Annotated in this window: 13 protein-coding genes and 1 pseudogene; 8 read left to right on the forward strand and 6 right to left on the reverse strand. The window is 67.8% G+C overall.

Going from position 1 to position 15,550, the window contains the following annotated elements:
* Positions 1-14 precede the first annotated feature (14 nt).
* Positions 15-869, forward strand: a pseudogene (locus IWC96_RS09510) (PA0069 family radical SAM protein); the annotation flags it as partial.
* Here the strand turns inward: IWC96_RS09510 and folP are convergent.
* The 4 genes from folP to IWC96_RS09530 form a co-directional block, all read right to left on the reverse strand.
* Entirely contained in the window at positions 839-1,663 is an 825-nt protein-coding gene (gene folP, locus IWC96_RS09515; protein ID WP_081703373.1) for a dihydropteroate synthase, read from the reverse strand. The pseudogene IWC96_RS09510 and the gene folP sit on opposite strands and share 31 nt — an antisense overlap.
* A gap of 83 nt (positions 1,664-1,746) precedes the next feature.
* Positions 1,747-2,049 (reverse strand): transcriptional regulator, encoded by a 303-nt coding sequence (locus IWC96_RS09520; protein WP_021696104.1) that lies wholly within the window; start codon positions 2,047-2,049, stop codon positions 1,747-1,749.
* A 3-nt stretch (positions 2,050-2,052) separates the two neighbouring features.
* Positions 2,053-2,691: a hypothetical protein gene (locus IWC96_RS09525; RefSeq protein ID WP_021696103.1), complete on the reverse strand. Its 639-nt coding sequence runs from the start codon at positions 2,689-2,691 to the stop codon at positions 2,053-2,055.
* 59 nt (positions 2,692-2,750) lie between these two features.
* Positions 2,751-3,980 carry an acyltransferase family protein gene (locus tag IWC96_RS09530; protein ID WP_021696102.1) on the reverse strand — a complete coding sequence of 410 codons (1,230 nt, stop codon included), beginning with the start codon at positions 3,978-3,980 and terminating at the stop codon, positions 2,751-2,753.
* Positions 3,981-4,143: 163 nt separating this feature from the next.
* Between IWC96_RS09530 and IWC96_RS09535 the strand changes: the two genes are divergently transcribed.
* The 6 genes from IWC96_RS09535 (at position 4,144) to gyrB (ending at position 12,141) form a co-directional block, all read left to right on the forward strand.
* On the forward strand, positions 4,144-4,929 hold the full coding sequence (locus IWC96_RS09535; protein ID WP_021696101.1) for an enoyl-CoA hydratase: 786 nt from the start codon (positions 4,144-4,146) through the stop codon (positions 4,927-4,929).
* A 111-nt stretch (positions 4,930-5,040) separates the two neighbouring features.
* Entirely contained in the window at positions 5,041-5,310 is a 270-nt protein-coding gene (rpsT, locus tag IWC96_RS09540) for a 30S ribosomal protein S20 (RefSeq protein WP_021696100.1), read from the forward strand.
* A 425-nt stretch (positions 5,311-5,735) separates the two neighbouring features.
* Positions 5,736-7,163, forward strand: coding sequence for a chromosomal replication initiator protein DnaA (dnaA, locus tag IWC96_RS09545; RefSeq protein WP_021696099.1), 1,428 nt, complete (start codon positions 5,736-5,738; stop codon positions 7,161-7,163).
* 120 nt (positions 7,164-7,283) lie between these two features.
* Entirely contained in the window at positions 7,284-8,402 is a 1,119-nt protein-coding gene (gene dnaN / locus IWC96_RS09550) for a DNA polymerase III subunit beta (protein WP_021696098.1), read from the forward strand.
* A 136-nt stretch (positions 8,403-8,538) separates the two neighbouring features.
* Positions 8,539-9,711: a DNA replication/repair protein RecF gene (gene recF, locus IWC96_RS09555; RefSeq protein ID WP_021696097.1), complete on the forward strand. Its 1,173-nt coding sequence runs from the start codon at positions 8,539-8,541 to the stop codon at positions 9,709-9,711.
* Entirely contained in the window at positions 9,712-12,141 is a 2,430-nt protein-coding gene (gene gyrB, locus IWC96_RS09560) for a DNA topoisomerase (ATP-hydrolyzing) subunit B (protein ID WP_196838801.1), read from the forward strand.
* A gap of 4 nt (positions 12,142-12,145) precedes the next feature.
* Here gyrB and nth read toward each other — a convergent pair whose 3' ends face one another.
* Positions 12,146-12,814 (reverse strand): endonuclease III, encoded by a 669-nt coding sequence (nth, locus tag IWC96_RS09565; RefSeq protein ID WP_021696095.1) that lies wholly within the window; start codon positions 12,812-12,814, stop codon positions 12,146-12,148.
* 67 nt (positions 12,815-12,881) lie between these two features.
* Between nth and IWC96_RS09570 the strand changes: the two genes are divergently transcribed.
* Positions 12,882-13,601 (forward strand): hypothetical protein, encoded by a 720-nt coding sequence (locus IWC96_RS09570; protein WP_021696094.1) that lies wholly within the window; start codon positions 12,882-12,884, stop codon positions 13,599-13,601.
* Here IWC96_RS09570 and acs read toward each other — a convergent pair.
* The gene (gene acs / locus IWC96_RS09575; RefSeq protein ID WP_021696093.1) at positions 13,582-15,516 is read right to left on the reverse strand and encodes an acetate--CoA ligase; all 1,935 of its coding nucleotides are present in this window, start codon (positions 15,514-15,516) and stop codon (positions 13,582-13,584) included. The two genes, IWC96_RS09570 and acs, sit on opposite strands and share 20 nt — an antisense overlap.
* Positions 15,517-15,550: the final 34 nt, after the last annotated feature.

Below are 15,550 nucleotides of genomic sequence, written 5' to 3' on the forward strand. Positions count from 1 at the left end.
GTGCAACTGAGTGGTATGCCTGCATCTACTGCTACGCCCGTCCGGCCCATGCCTGGATGGGCCTATCCCCGGGCGTGGATTTCGAGAGCAAACTCTTCTTCAAGCCCGAAAGCGCGCGTCTGCTGGAACAGGAGCTCTGCGCCCGGCGGTATGTCTGCAAGCCCATCCACATAGGCGGCAACACCGACCCTTATCAGCCTGTGGAGCGGGATGAGCGCATCACGCGGGGGGTGGTTGAGGTGCTGAGCCGTTTCAACCATCCGTTCAGCATCATCACCAAATCGGCCCTGATCGCGCGCGACACCGACCTGATGGGTCCGATGGCGAAAAAAGGCCTGGTCAGCGCGGCGGTGTCCATCACCACCCTGGACCGAAAGCTGGCCCGCGCCATGGAGCCTCGCGCGGCGACGCCGGCCAGGCGGCTGGAGGCCATATCCCGCCTGGCGGACGCAGACGTGCCGGTGACGGTGGGCTTCGCTCCCGTCATTCCGGGCCTCAACGACCACGAAATGGAAGCGGTGCTGGAGGCGGCGAAAAAGGCCGGGGCGACCGGCGCTATGTACGTCACATTGCGCCTGCCGCTGGAGATCAAGGATCTGTTCCGCGAATGGCTGGCGGAGGCGCGGCCCGACCGGGCGAAACGGGTCATGTCGCTGGTGCGCCAGACCCGAGGCGGGCGCGACTACGATCCCGACTGGGGCCAGCGCATGAAGGGAACCGGGCCCGTGGCGGAGCTGATCGCCACCCGGTTCAGGGCGGCGGTGAAGCGCTACCACCTGGATGGGCCGCGCAGGATGCTGGACGTCAGTCACTTCCGCGTGCCGCCCGAGGCGCGCAGTCAGCTGGACCTGTTCGACCTGGCGAGCTGACCCGATCCGGCGCTCGCGACCGCCGCCTGGACTTGCAGCGCCTGGACGGTCTCGCGCACGTCGTGGACCCGGACCATGGCCGCGCCGCGTCGGGCGCCCTCCAGCGCCAGGGCCAGGGAGCCGCCCAGCCGGTCCATCGGATCCGTCGCCGTCGGATCGACGGCCTGAATGGTCCGCTTGCGGCTGGCGGCGTAGAGCACGGGGAAACCCAGAGTCGTCAGCTGACCCAGATGCGCCGTCAGAGCCAGGTTGTGTTCCGCCGTCTTGCCGAACCCGATACCCGGGTCCAGCCAGATGCGCTCGCGGGCCACACCTGCCGTCATCGCCGCTTCAGCGCGGGCGATGAGCCAGTCCCGCACCTCGGCCGCCACGTCGTCATAGCGAGGATCAGCCTGCATGGTGCGCGGCGCGCCCTTCATGTGCATCAGGATGACACCGCAACCCAGTTCGGCGGCGACGGCCGGGCTGTCGGCGCGGTGGGTCAGCGCCGTGACGTCGTTCCAGATGGCGGCGCCGACGGCCACGGCGGCGCGGGCCACGTCCGGCTTCATGGTGTCGATGCTGATGACGGCATCGGGCCGTTCGGCGCGGATCCCCTCAATGACCGGCACGACACGGGCGATTTCCTCGGCCGCAGCGACCGGCTCGGCGCCGGGCCGGGTGCTTTCACCGCCGATGTCCAGCACGTGGGCGCCTTGGTCGAGCATGGCGAGCGCATGATCTACAGCGGCCGTGACGGTGTCATGGCGGCCACCGTCGGAAAAGCTGTCCGGCGTCACATTGACGATGCCCATGACGCGCGGCCGCCTATGCATCGGCGTGTCCGGGTGCGCGCCGAACACCACATCCCCGAGGCGGGCGAGCCAGCTCCATTGGCTCATGACCTGTCTCCGATCAGGGCGCCGATGGCCTCCACATAAGCCTGGAAGGCCTTACGACCGGCGTCTGTTAGGCGCACGCGGGTCAGGGGCTTCTTGTCCACAAAGCTCTTGTCGATGGCCACATAGCCTGCCTCCTCCAGCTTTTTCAGATGGATGGACAAGTTGCCCTGAGTGGCCTCCAGCGCGGTCTTGAGCTCCGTGAAGTCGGCCACTTCGGCGTCGGCCAGATAGACCATGATCCCCAGCCGGATGCGGCCGTGGATGATCTCGTCGATGCGTCCGAGATCGTGCAGCCCCATGGATCAGGCCGCCGCCCGCGCGCGCAGGGCGCCGCTCAGCATGATCCAGCCGGGCGCGGCGAACAGCAGGAACAGCGCCGCCGTGGAGACATAGAGGTAAAGCAGCGGCTCGCGGACAAGCAGGCCCAGCGCGATCGCGGTGATCCAGCCGCCCAGACAGGTCGCCAGCATCCACGCCTTCTTGCGCAGGCTCCACGCCACGAACCAGGCCGCCGCCTGGATGGCGAAGACCATGGCCGGATAGTAGAGCCAGACGGCGAAATCCTGATCCCGCATGGCCCCGGCGCCGAACACCACGATCACCGCCAGATTGACCATGCCCGTGGCGCTGAAGGCCGCGTTCAGGGTGCGCGTCACCACCGGGCCGGGGCGCGGCTGTCTCCTGTCCTTTCGCCAGGCCCAGATCAGCACGGCGATCATGGCGGCGGTGATGGCGATGATGAAGGCCAGGGTGGGCGCGGGCGGCCAGAGGATCCAGCCCCAGGACTGGCCGATGTGAAACAGACACTGCACCCCGTACAGAAGACCGCCCGCCAGATAGGCGACGCCCATAGTGAAATGCCCTTGCGGCCCGCCGCCGGAGATGACGGAGCGGAGATAGGCCAGGTCGTCTTCGGGGGATGAAGTGAGGGGCGCGGGCATGGGGGCGATTCCTGTAACGGCCTGATGCTGGGGTGAACGAGCGGGCATGGCTTGGCAAGTCATTCGGCAGGCGGGGCGGCGGTGACGGCGACGGGCGCGGCCGGGCGGCGCCACGGCACGCGGCGGCCGTTCAGCCAGCGGCCCATGAAGCTGTGGCGGATCAGCAGTTCGTAGGTGATCAGCGAGACGGCCATGACGCCCGCGATGACGGCGGCCAGCTTGGCGAACCATGGCCAGTCCAGGCCCAGCATCAGAACCTGCCCAACCATCACCAGCGGCAGGTGAATGATGTAGATCCAGTACGAGGCGTCGGCCAGATAGCGACGCACGCCGCTGACGCCCGAGGCGAACCGCAGGGCCAGGGCCGTGGCGGCCAAGGCGCCGGCATAGACGGCGAAGGCGTACAGCGCGGCCATGCCGGCCTTGGTCTGCGGGTCGGTCACCGGCGCCATGCTGGGGGTCGCGCCGCCGCTTAGGAGGAAGGCGCCGGCTCCCGTTCCCAGCGCCATGACGGTGAAGGGCGCCCAAAGGCTGCGGATGCCGGTCAGCAGGTCACGACGACGATCGATCAGGGCGCCGAAGCCGAAGGCAACGCCGAACGCCGTCAGGGCGGCGGGATTGGGGACCAGTCCGGTATCGAGCGTGGGGATGCCGAAGAAGGGAATCCAGTTCGGCGTCAGATACAGGGCGACAGCCAGCGGCGCGGCCAGGATCACGGGCGTCCACGGCCCGATCAAGCCGCCGGTCAGGCGGTCCACCGCCCTGCCCCAGCCCCCGTTCCGGTCCAGGGCCGCGAAGGGCGCGCGCAAGAGCAGCAGGACCGCGTAGAGGATCAGCAGCACCCACAGGAACCACAGGTGGGTCAGGGGGAAGGTCTGGACGGTGAGCGGCGGCGGCGGCGGTCCCTCGGGCATGGTTCCGCCGTTGTTGATGACCGCCACCCAGATCAGCACGGCGATGATGGCCGCCAGTGTCGGCCCCCAGAACACCGCCAGCGGGCCGGCGATGCGGCTCAGGCGGTCACGGATAAAGCCGCCTACGCCCCTGCGCCCGATCATCATGTGAGCGAACAGGCCCGCGATCAGGAAGAAGGCGGTCATGCGGAACAGGTGGATGGCGAAGAACAGCGCCCCGGCGGCGGGCGAAGTCTGGCCGTCCGCCACCACCCACATGGGCATGGGCGTATAAGCCATGGCCGCGTGCAGCACGACGCCGAGCAGGAGGGCGAAGCCCCTGAGGGCGTCTAGACCGTGCAGGCGGTCGACGGGTTCGGGTGATTGGACGGTCATGGCGCTCTCCGATATGGACGTGTTAATGAATGGCATAGACTTGTCTATTTTACAAACTTGTTTTTCATGCGCCGCCAACTTGGGAGTGCTTAGCGGTTGGGCAAGTGTTTCCAGCGGCCATGGGGACGCGCTAGACGGGGCCCGCATACAAGGGAGACCCGCCATGGCCGAGACCTATGAAACCCTGCTGATCGAACGGCACGCCGACGGCTATGCGGTCGTGACGCTGAACCGGCCCAAGGCGCTGAACGCCCTGAACAGCCAGGTCTTCGCCGACCTGACGGCCTTTCTGGACAGCGTCGAGCGCGATGACACTGTGCGCTGCATCGTCCTGACCGGCTCGGAAAAGGCCTTCGCGGCCGGCGCCGACATCAAGGAGATGGCGGACCAGTCCTACGCCCAGATGTTCACAGAGAATTTCTTCGCCGCCGGTCACGACCGCATCACCCGGTTCAGAAAGCCCATCATCGCAGCGGTGTCTGGCTATGCCCTGGGCGGCGGCTGCGAGTTGGCCATGCTGTGCGACTTCATCATCGCCTCTGAAACGGCGAAATTTGGCCAGCCGGAGATCAATCTGGGCGTGGCGCCGGGCATCGGCGGCTCCCAGCGCCTGACCCGGCTGGTGGGCAAGTCCAAGGCCATGGACATGATCCTGACCGCCCGCATGATGGACGCCGCCGAGGCGGAGCGCGCCGGACTGGTCAGCCGCGTCGTGCCGGGCGAGCGCCTGCTGGACGAGGCGCGCGAGGCGGCGGCGAAGATCGCGGCCCACAGCCCCCTGGCGGTCATGGCCAACAAGGAGATGGTCAATGTGGCCCTGGAGAGCACATTGACCGAAGGCGTGCGCTTCGAGCGGCGGCTGTTCCACAGCCTGTTCGCCTTCGAGGACCAGAAGGAAGGCATGGCCGCCTTCGTCGACAAGCGGAAGCCGGATTTCAGGGGGCGTTGAGTCCAGAGTCGCGTTGACCCCTGCGCAGCCATCGGCTATAGGCCCGCCCTCTTGAGATTTCCACGCCGTGGAGAAGTGCTCCGCGGCGTTTTCCGTTCGAAGGTTTGACTGATGGCCAACAACCCCGGCGCCAAGAAGGCGATCCGCAAGATCGCCGCCCGGACTGAAGTGAACACGGCTCGCCGCAGCCGCGTTCGCACTTTCCTGAAGAAGTTTGACGCCGCGATCGCCGGCGGTGACGTCGAGGCTGCCAAGACGGCCTTCCTCGACGCCCAGTCGGAACTGATGCGGGCGGTGTCCAAAGGCGTGTTCCACAAGAACACCGGCGCCCGGAAGGTGTCGCGTCTGCACGCTCAGCTGAAGAAGCTGGCCGCAGCCTGACTTGCGGCCCGTCACAGGGCCGTCACAGTAAATATCAAAGCATTTCAACGGCGAAGGGGATTTGTCTCCTTCGTCGTTTTGCCGTGTGCGGCTAAGTTGAAATAAAAAAAGTCCGCACCCGCCGGTGCTGCGGATCATCCGTTTCTCCAAGCGGGCGAGGCGCTTAGCGGAGTCAAACAATTTATCCGCATCCGGGTCCGCGAATCAGCGTTGACGGCGCCCTCGCTGGGCGTAAGTTTTGGGGCCTAACGCACTTCCATCCCAACACGGATGAAGACGGCGCGGGACCCTGTTCCGCGTCGGCGGGAGAAGTCCGTCTGCGAGGCCGACCCCACCGCCGGAACCCCTGTTCCGGCGGCCAGGAGAAGTCGTCCCGGAGATCAGGCGGGCTTTGTGACTGGTGAACTGAAAGAGGTGGGCAACCCATGGCGGGCAGCGCGGCGGAACAGAGACTGACGGATCCGGAACGGATCTGGGACGAAGCGGCGACGCGCCTGCGCGCCGAGATCGGCGAGGGTCCGTTCAGTTCGTACATCGCGCCGTCGGCGGTTCGGGCTGACGCCTCGGGTCGGCTGGTGCTGGTGACGCCCACCGCCTATGCGCGGGACTGGGTTCGCAGGAACGCCCTGCGCCGCATGAACGAGCTGTGGCTGGGCCTGGACGGTCTGTCGCGCCGGCTGGACGTGCGCTGCCGGGCCGAGTTCGGCTCGCCCGCCCCGGCCATCTCGGGCTCCGCCTCCCAGACCCAGACGCCGGCGGCGCATCCCCGCGCCACGGTCGCGCCGGTGGCCGACGGGCCGCGCGCCGTGCGGGCCGCGGGCCTGCAGGACCGCCTGACTTTCGACGCCTTCGTGGAAGGCCCGGGCAACGCCTTCGCCCTGGCCATCGCCAAACAGACCGCCAGCTGGGCCGAGGGGCATTTCAACCCGGTGTTCCTGTGCGGCCCCTACGGCCACGGCAAGACCCACCTGCTGAACGCCATCGCCTGGGAGGCGCAGCGCCTGCGCCCCAACGCCAAGGTGATCTACCTGACCGCCGAGCGGTTCCTGTCCACCTTCGTGCGCGCCGTCCAGGACCGCCAGACCGCGGCCTTCAAGGAAAGCCTGCGCTCGGCCGACATGCTGCTGCTGGACGACGTCCAGTTTGTGGGCGGCAAGAGCTCGACCCAGGAAGAGCTGCTGAACACCCTGACCGCCCTGATCGAGGACGGGAAGCGCGTGGTCATGGCCGGCGACAAGCCGCCCACGGCCATGACCGACATCGAGCCGCGTCTGCGCTCCCACCTGGCCGCAGGCCTGACCTGTCCGGTCGAACCCGCCGACCGCATGGTCAAGCTGGCGGTGGCCAGAAAGCGGTTTGAGGCCCTGGGCCGTCTGGGCCTGGTGTCCGGCGAGGCGCGTCCCGAGGTTCTGGAGCAACTGGTGGACCGCACCCCGGGATCGGTGCGCGAACTGGAGGGCGCGGTGAACACCCTGGCAGCCTCCGCCGGGCAGCGTCTGGCCGAACTGACGGCGGACGAGGCCTCGGTGCTGCTGGGCGCCGCCCTGCGCGGCGGGCCCGAGCGCCGCATCACCGTGGACGAGATCCAGAAGACGGTGGCCGAGCACTTCAACCTGAAGCAGGCGGATCTGCTGAGCGAACGGCGCACGCGCATCATCGCCCGCCCCCGCCAGATCGCCATGTACCTGTGCAAGCAGCTGACCACGCGCAGCTATCCCGACATCGGCCGCCGCTTCGGCGGGCGGGACCACACCACGGTCCTGCACGGGGTGCGCCGCATCGAGGAGATGATGCCCGCGGACGACCAGATCGCCCGCGATGTGGAGACCCTGACCCGCAAGCTGCGGGGATAAGGCGACGCCGGTCTGTGGAGCGCCCGTTTCCCCTGTTGAAGCGGGCGCGCAAGCCGCTAATGTCCAAGGCCCACAATTGCAGCGGCGGCGGTTGAGTCGTCGTCATCCGGGCGAGACCAAATGCAGCTGACGATCGAACGCGCGGCGCTCCTGAAGGCCCTTGGCCACGTGCAGAGCGTCGTCGAACGACGCAACACCATCCCCATCCTGTCCAACGTCCTGCTGTCCGCGGGCCGGGACCGGTTGAGCTTCGCGGCCACCGACCTGGACATGGAGATGGTGGATGAGGCCGAGGCCATGGTGCACACCGAGGGCCAGATCACGGCCCCGGCCCACACCCTGTACGAAATCGTGCGCAAGCTGCCGGAAGGCGCCGAGGTGTCGCTGCTGTACTCCGGCGACGACCCCCGTCTGGTGGTCCAGGCCGGCCGGTCCAAGTTCAACCTGCCGGTGCTGCCGGCCGGGGACTTCCCGGTCATGTCCGCCGATAGCGCCGGGGCCCGGTTCAGCCTGCTCAAGGAAGATCTGGTCCGTCTGATCGACAAGACCCGCTTCGCCGTCTCCACCGAAGAGACGCGCTACTATCTGAACGGCCTGTATCTGCACACCGTGTCCGAGGGCGGACAGGCGCTGCTGCGCGCCGTCGCCACCGACGGCCATCGTCTGGCCCTGGCCGAGACCCCGGCGCCGGAAGGCGCGGCGGGCGGCCCCGGCGTGATCGTGCCACGCAAGACCATCGATCAGGTGCGCCGCCTGCTGGACGACGGCTCCGGCCCGGTGGAGGTGCAGGTCAGCGCCCAGAAGATCCGCTTCGAATTCGGCCAGGCCAGCCTGACCTCCAAGGTCATCGACGGTTCGTTCCCCGACTATCTGCGGGTCATTCCCAAGGGCAACGACAAACGCGCCGACATCGACAACGCCGTGTTCGCCCAGGCCGTGGACCGGGTCTCCACCATCTCGGCCGAGAAGAGCCGCTCGGTGAAGCTGGGCCTGGACAACGACCGGGTCACCCTGACCGTGCGCAACATGGAAGCGGGACAAGGCGTGGAGGAGGTTGAGATCGGCTACAGCGACGAGCCGTTCGAGATCGGCTTCAACGCCCGCTACCTGCTGGACGTGGCCGGCCAGATCGAGGGCGAGACCGCCACCTACATGTTCGCCGACCCGGCCAGCCCGACCCTGGTGCTCGATCCGGGCGATCCGGGCGTGCAGTACGTGCTGATGCCGCTGAGGGTGTGATTCTGAGTGGCGAGCGGCGAGTGGCGAGTGGTGAGAAGGCTAGACTGACCGCTTTGGGGTGGTTGCGCTTAGACCTCCTGAACCTGCGCTGGCCCGTCTCGCCACTCGCCACGCGCCACGCGCCACCGATCACACAGTGATCACCGCCCTCACCCTCACCGATTTCCGCTCATACGCCAGCGCGACCTTGCGCGTGGGGTCAGGCCCCATCGTGCTCCATGGGCCCAACGGGGCGGGCAAGACCAATCTGCTGGAGGCGGTGAGCCTGCTGACGCCGGGGCGGGGGCTGCGCGGGGCGCCGGTGGCCGAGCTGGGGCGGCGCGAGCCGGGCGAGGCCGGGGGCCGCGCCTGGGCCGTTGCGGCGGTGCTGGCGGGGGCGGATGGCGATGAGGTTCGGCTGGGCACGGGAGTGCAGGCCCCGGGGGCGTCGCGGCGCATCGTGCGCATCGACAGCGAGACCGCCCAGCCGGGGCGGATGCTGGATTATCTGCGGCCCGTGTGGGCCACGCCCGAGCATGACCGGCTGTTCTCGGACAGCCGGGCCGAGCGGCTCAAATTCTTCGACCGGCTGGTGTTCGCCGCCGACCCCGGCCACGCCGCCAGCGTCTCGGCCTATGAGAAAGCCCTGCGCGAACGGCTGCGCCTGCTGACCGAGGCGGCCGAGGGCAAGCGGCCCGCCGATCCCGCCTGGCTGGACGCACTGGAGGCCCGCCTGGGCGAACAGGGCGCCGCCGCCGCCATGGCCCGCGCCCGCGCCCTGGGCGACCTGCAGGCGGGCATCGACGCGCGCGGCGACCGCCCCTTCCCCCAGGCCGATCTGGGCCTGACCGGCGAGGCCGAGCAAAGCGCCGCCATGGGCGGGGAGACCGCTGAAATCGCAGCCGGAATCGTCGCCGGCATGAAGGCGTCCAGGGCCCGCGATTCGGCCTCAGGACGCTCGCTTTTCGGTCCTCATCGGTCGGATCTGACCGCCATTCACCGGGAAAAGAACCGCCCGGCGGCCGAAGGCTCCTCCGGAGAGCAGAAGGCCTTGGTTCTGAACCTTATTCTGGCGCAGGTCGCGCGGCTGAAAACCATGCCGGAAGGCCCGGAATCACTGGCCAATTCAGGCGCAAACCCTGTATTGTTGCTGGACGAAGCGCCGGCGCACCTGGATAGCCGCCGACGCGCCGCCCTGTTCGAGGAGATCGTGGCGCTGGACCTTCAGGCTTTCCTGACCGGCACCGACGAAACGCTCTTCTCTGACCTTCACGGGCGAGGCCGGTTCGTGCGCGTCGACGCAGGAACGCTCGCCCCATCGGATGACTGAATGACCGACCAGAACCGCACCCCGGACACCGCCGAGGAAGCCGCCTACGGCGCAGAATCCATCAAGGTGCTGAAAGGGCTCGACGCCGTCCGCAAGCGTCCGGGCATGTACATCGGCGACACCGACGACGGCTCGGGCCTGCACCACATGGTCTATGAGGTGGTGGACAACGCCATCGACGAGGCCCTGGCCGGTCACGCCGACCTGGTGCAGGTGATCCTGAACGCCGACGGCTCGGTGACCGTCACCGACAACGGGCGCGGCATTCCCACCGACATCCACGAGGGTGAGGGCGTGTCCGCCGCCGAGGTCATCATGACCCAGCTGCACGCGGGCGGAAAGTTCGACCAGAATTCCTACAAGGTCTCCGGCGGCCTGCACGGCGTGGGCGTGTCGGTGGTCAACGCCCTGTCCGACTGGCTCGAGCTGGTCATCTACCGCAACGGCAAGAAGCATCAGATGCGCTTCGAACGGGGCGACACGGTCAAGGCGCTGGAAGTGGTGGGCGACGCGCCCATGCGCGAGAACGGCAAGGTCCTGACAGGCACCGAACTGACCTTCTATCCGTCGGTGACCACCTTCAGCCACATCGACTTCGACCTGAAGACCCTGGAGCACCGCCTGCGTGAGCTGGCGTTCCTGAACTCGGGCGTGGTCATCAAGCTGGCCGATCACCGCGGCGCGGAGCCGTTCGAGGAGATCCTGCACTACGAGGGCGGGGTCGAGGCCTTCGTGCGCCACCTGGACAAGTCCAAGTCTCCGATCCTGAAGGACGTCATCGTCATCCGGGGCAAGAAGGAGAACATCGAGATCGACCTGGCCCTGTGGTGGAACGACAGCTACCACGAGACCATGCTGTGCTTCACCAACAACATCCCCCAGCGGGATGGAGGCACCCACCTTTCGGCCTTCCGCGCCAGCCTGACGCGGGTCATGGGCGCCTATATCGAGAGCTCCGGCATCGCGAAGAAGGAGAAGGTCTCCGTCACCGGCGAGGACGCGCGCGAGGGTCTGACCTGCGTGCTGTCGGTCAAGGTGCCGGACCCGAAATTCTCCAGCCAGACCAAGGACAAGCTGGTCTCGTCCGAGGTGCGCCCGGCAGTGGAGGCCCTGTGCTCGGACGGCCTGTCCACCTGGTTCGAGGAGCACCCGACCGAGGCCCGGATGGTGGTCTCCAAGATCGTCGAGGCGGCCGTCGCGCGCGAGGCGGCGCGCAAGGCCCGCGACCTGACCCGGCGCAAGTCCGCGCTCGAGATCAGCTCCCTGCCCGGCAAGCTGGCCGACTGTCAGGAGCGTGACCCCGCCAAATCGGAACTGTTCATCGTCGAGGGTGATTCCGCCGGCGGCTCGGCCAAGCAGGCGCGCAACCGCGAGAACCAGGCCGTCCTGCCCCTGCGCGGCAAGATCCTGAACGTGGAACGGGCCCGGTTTGACCGGATGCTGTCCAGCGAGCTGATCGGCACCCTGATCCTGGCCTTGGGCACCGGCATCGGGCGCGACGACTTCAACATCGAGAAGCTGCGCTACCACAAGATCATCATCATGACCGACGCCGACGTGGACGGCGCCCACATCCGCACCCTGCTGCTGACCTTCTTCTACCGGCAGATGCCGGAGCTGATCGAGAAGGGCCACATCTTCATCGCCCAGCCGCCCCTCTACAAGGTGTCCAAGGGCAAGCAGTCCCGCTACCTCAAGGACGAGTCCGAGATGGACGCCTATCTGATCGAGGAAGGGTCGGACGGCGCCGAGCTGGACTTCGCCGGCGGCGAGCGCCGCACCGGCATGGACCTGCAAGGCCTGGTGCGCGAGGCCAAGGCCTTCAAGGGGCTGGTGGACCGGCTGGCGACCCGCGCCCCCGCCTTCGCCATTGAGCAGGCGGCCCTGTCGGGCCTGTTCACGGCGGAAGGCGGCGATCTCGCCTATGCGGCGCGCCATCTGGACCTCTACGCCGAGGAGGGCGATGGTCCTTGGTCCGGCGAGAAGGGGGAACAGGGCGCCCTGGTGTTCAGCCGCACGCGCCGCGCCGTGGCCGAGCAGATCGTGCTTGAGGAATCCCTCACCCGCTCGCTGGACGCGCGACGCCTCGGCGAGCGCGCCGCCGCCTTCGACGGTCTGTTCCGCGAGCCGGCGACGTTCCGGCGCAAGGACAAGTCCACCACCATCCGGGGACCGCTCGACCTGCTGACCACCGTGCTGGACGCGGGCAAGAAGGGGCTGTCGATCCAGCGCTACAAGGGCCTGGGCGAGATGAACCCCGAGCAGCTGTGGGAAACCACCTTGGACGACAACGCCCGCACCCTTCTCAAGGTGCAGGTGGACCACGCCGACGACGCTGACGACCTGTTCGCCAAGCTGATGGGCGATGTGGTGGAGCCGCGCCGCGAGTTCATCCAGAGCAACGCCCTGGACGCGGCGGTGGACGTCTGATCGATCAGGCGCGGGCCGCCATCAGGTCGGGCCGCGCCGGGCACAGGTCCGAGATGACGCAGGCCTCGCATTTGGGACGGCGCGCCACGCAGGTGTAGCGACCGTGCAGGATCAGCCAGTGGTGGGCCTTGGGCAGCCAGTGCTCCGGGACCACCTGATGCAGCTGGGCCTCCACCTTGTCCGGCGTATTGGCGTTGGCCAGACCCAGGCGGTGGGAGACGCGGAACACATGGGTGTCCACCGCGATGGCCGGCTCGATCCCCAGCTCGTTCAGCACCACCGAGGCGGTCTTTCGCCCCACGCCGGGCAGGGCCTGCAGGTCGGCGCGGTTCAGCGGCACCTCGCCGCCGTGCCGCTCGATCAGGATCTGCGACATGGCGATCAGGTTCTTCGCCTTGTTCCGGTACAGGCCGATGGAGGCGATGTAGGGGGTCAGGCCCTCGACCCCCAAGGCGGCCATCTTCTGCGGCGTGTCGGCCACCGCGAACAGCGCGGTTGTGGCCTTGTTCACCCCCACGTCCGTGGCCTGGGCCGACAGGGCCACGGCAGAGACGAGGGTGAAGGGATTGGTGAAGTTCAGCTCGGTCTTCGGCTCGGGCATCACCCGCGCCAGACGGGCGAAGATCTCCTCCACCCGGTCGGGGTCGGGCGGGAAGCGTGAGACGGAAACCATGCTCCTTCATCCCGCGTGACAAGGATTTGAACAAGGGTCTTAATGGTCCAAACGGGGAGAGACGTTCATGAAATCCGCCATTGCCTTGATCGCCGCACTCGCCCTGCTGGCCCCGCTTCCGGCGACGGGGCAGGACTACGGCGAGGTGGACGAGATCGTCGTCACCGGTTCGCGCCTCGCGGGTTGGGGGCCTGAAGAGGTGCCCCAGGTGCGGCTGACCCGGCGGGCGGACAATCTGGTCATTCAGGTGCAGGTGATCTGCGACACGCGCGACCCCGCCCAACGGCGAGCCGAGCTGCTGGAGACCCTGAGAAACATGGCGCGGGCGGCGGCTTATCGGGACGACATCGATCTCAGCACCGGATCGGACATCCTCTCAGCCTTCGACGAAACCATGGCGGGCGGACTGACCATCGGCGTCGACCGCACGCGCGCCGACACCAGCGTGGTCACCCTGACGATCAAGACACCCGTCCGCGCCGAGGACACTCTGGATGCCGCCACGGCGCGCATAGAGCGCTTTGTGGCGCAGACCCCCAAGGCCGGACGCACCGAAATCATCACCTCGGGCGACTGGCAGCTCACTCTTATCGGCCCCGACCGGTATCGCGCCGAGATCCTTGCCGCCATCGCGGCTGACGCCCGTCGCACCGCCGAAGCCTTCGGAGATCGCTATGCGGTGCAAGTGGAGGGCCTCGCCCACCGCGTGACCTGGACCCAGTCCGGGCCGCTCGATCTGTCGCTATTCATTCCCTACCAATTGACGGTCACCCCGGCCGGTTCCTGACCAGATCGTCCACCACCGAAGGATCGGCGAGGGTGGAGGTGTCGCCCAGGGCGCTGGTCTCGTTCTCGGCGATCTTGCGCAGGATGCGCCGCATGATCTTGCCCGAGCGGGTCTTGGGCAGGCCGGGGGCCCACTGGATCACGTCGGGGCTGGCGATGGGGCCGATCTCGGCGCGGACGTGGGTGACCAGCGCCTTGCGCAGATCCTCGGACGGCTCCTGATCCGCCTTGAGGGTCACATAGGCCCAGACGCCCTGACCCTTGATGTCGTGGGGATAGCCCACCACCGCAGCCTCCGACACCGCCGGGTGGGACACAAGCGCGCTCTCGATCTCGGCGGTGCCCAGACGGTGGCCGGAGACGTTGAGCACATCGTCGATGCGCCCGGTGATCCAGTAGTAGCCGTCCGCGTCGCGCCGGGCCCCGTCGCCGGTGAAATATTTGCCGGGGAAGGTGGTGAAATAGGTCTCGATGAAGCGGTTGTGGTCGCCGTAGACGGTGCGCATCTGGCCCGGCCAGGATTCGGTGATGCACAGCGGCCCCTCGGCCGCCCCCTGCAGGATGTCGCCTTCATTTGTGACGATGGCGGGCATGACGCCGGGCAGGGGCTTGGTGGCCGAGCCGGGCTTGAGCTCTGTGACGCCGGGCAACGGGCTGATCAGGATGCCGCCGGTCTCGGTCTGCCACCAGGTGTCCACGACGGGGCAGCGGCCGTCGCCGACGACCCGGTGATACCACAGCCAGGCCTCGGGATTGATGGGCTCGCCCACCGACCCCAGCAGGCGCAGGGACGAACGGTCGGAATTCGTCACCCAGTCGTCGCCCTCGCGCATCAGGGCGCGAAGGGCGGTGGGGGCGGTGTAGAAGATGTTGACCTTGTGCTTGTCCACCACCTGCCAGCAGCGCCCGGCATCGGGCCAGGTGGGCACGCCCTCGAACACCAGGGTCGTCGCGCCGTTGGCGAGGGGTCCATAGACGATGTAGCTGTGCCCCGTGACCCAGCCCACGTCGGCGGTGCACCAGTAGATGTCGCCGGGTTTGTAGTCGAACACCAGCTCGTGGGTGTAGGCGGCCCAGGCCAGATAGCCGCCGGTGGTGTGCAGCACGCCCTTGGGTTTTCCGGTGGAGCCGGAGGTGTAGAGGATGAACAGCGGATCCTCCGCGTTCATGGGCTCGGGCGCGCATTCGGTGGACGCGGCCTCGCGCACGTCCTCATAGACCACGTCGCGGCCCTCGGTCAGCGGCACGTCGGCGCCGGTCCAGCGGATCATCAGCACCTTGTCGACAGCGACCTTCTCCAGCGCCTTGTCCACATTGGCCTTGAGCGGGATGCGCTTGCCGCCGCGCTTGCCCTCGTCGGCGGTGATGACGATGGTCGAGCCGCAGTCCTCGATCCGGCCGCCCAGGCTGTCCGGCGAGAAGCCGCCGAACACCACCGAGTGCACCGCGCCGATGCGGGCGCAGGCCAGCATAGCCACCGCCGCAAGCGGGATCATGGGCATGTACAGGGTGATGCGGTCGCCCTTTTTCGCGCCCAGGTCCTTGAGCACATTGGCCATGCGGCACACCTCGGCGTGCAGCTCGGCATAGGTCATCCTGCCGTCGACGGAGGGGTCGTCGCCCTCGAACAGGATGGCGGTCTGGTCGGCGCGGTCGGGCAGGTGCCGGTCGATACAGTTGACGCTGGCGTTCAGCTCGCCGTCGGCGAACCAGCGGATGCGGAAATCCTGCCGGTCGAAGCTGACGTCCTTCACCTCGGTGAAGGGCCTGGACCAGTCCAGCCGCTCGCCCACTCCGCGCCAGAACCCTTGCGGATCGCGCGCCGCGCTCTCGACCGTACGGGCATAGGCTTCGGCGTCCATGTGGGCGGCTTGCGCGATGTGGTCCGGAACGGGAATGCGGGTCTGGTCGGTCATGTGGGGCTCCGTTTGGGGAGGATCGCGTCTTGGC

The organism is Brevundimonas sp. BAL450 (assembly GCF_015767455.1).
GTDB classification, from domain to species: domain Bacteria; phylum Pseudomonadota; class Alphaproteobacteria; order Caulobacterales; family Caulobacteraceae; genus Brevundimonas; species Brevundimonas abyssalis.

Excerpts from the sequence above, each read along its gene's own strand:
- IWC96_RS09570 (WP_021696094.1), top strand. The coding sequence starts at position 12,882 with ATGAAATCCGCCATTGCCTTGATCGCCGCACTCGCCCTGCTGGCCCCG.
- IWC96_RS09520 (WP_021696104.1), bottom strand. The coding sequence starts at position 2,049 with ATGGGGCTGCACGATCTCGGACGCATCGACGAGATCATCCACGGCCGC.
- nth (WP_021696095.1), bottom strand. The coding sequence starts at position 12,814 with ATGGTTTCCGTCTCACGCTTCCCGCCCGACCCCGACCGGGTGGAGGAG.
- rpsT (WP_021696100.1), top strand. The coding sequence starts at position 5,041 with ATGGCCAACAACCCCGGCGCCAAGAAGGCGATCCGCAAGATCGCCGCC.
- acs (WP_021696093.1), bottom strand. The coding sequence starts at position 15,516 with ATGACCGACCAGACCCGCATTCCCGTTCCGGACCACATCGCGCAAGCC.
- IWC96_RS09530 (WP_021696102.1), bottom strand. The coding sequence starts at position 3,980 with ATGACCGTCCAATCACCCGAACCCGTCGACCGCCTGCACGGTCTAGAC.
- gyrB (WP_196838801.1), top strand. The coding sequence starts at position 9,712 with ATGACCGACCAGAACCGCACCCCGGACACCGCCGAGGAAGCCGCCTAC.
- dnaA (WP_021696099.1), top strand. The coding sequence starts at position 5,736 with ATGGCGGGCAGCGCGGCGGAACAGAGACTGACGGATCCGGAACGGATC.
- dnaN (WP_021696098.1), top strand. The coding sequence starts at position 7,284 with ATGCAGCTGACGATCGAACGCGCGGCGCTCCTGAAGGCCCTTGGCCAC.
- IWC96_RS09525 (WP_021696103.1), bottom strand. The coding sequence starts at position 2,691 with ATGCCCGCGCCCCTCACTTCATCCCCCGAAGACGACCTGGCCTATCTC.
- folP (WP_081703373.1), bottom strand. The coding sequence starts at position 1,663 with ATGGGCATCGTCAATGTGACGCCGGACAGCTTTTCCGACGGTGGCCGC.
- IWC96_RS09535 (WP_021696101.1), top strand. The coding sequence starts at position 4,144 with ATGGCCGAGACCTATGAAACCCTGCTGATCGAACGGCACGCCGACGGC.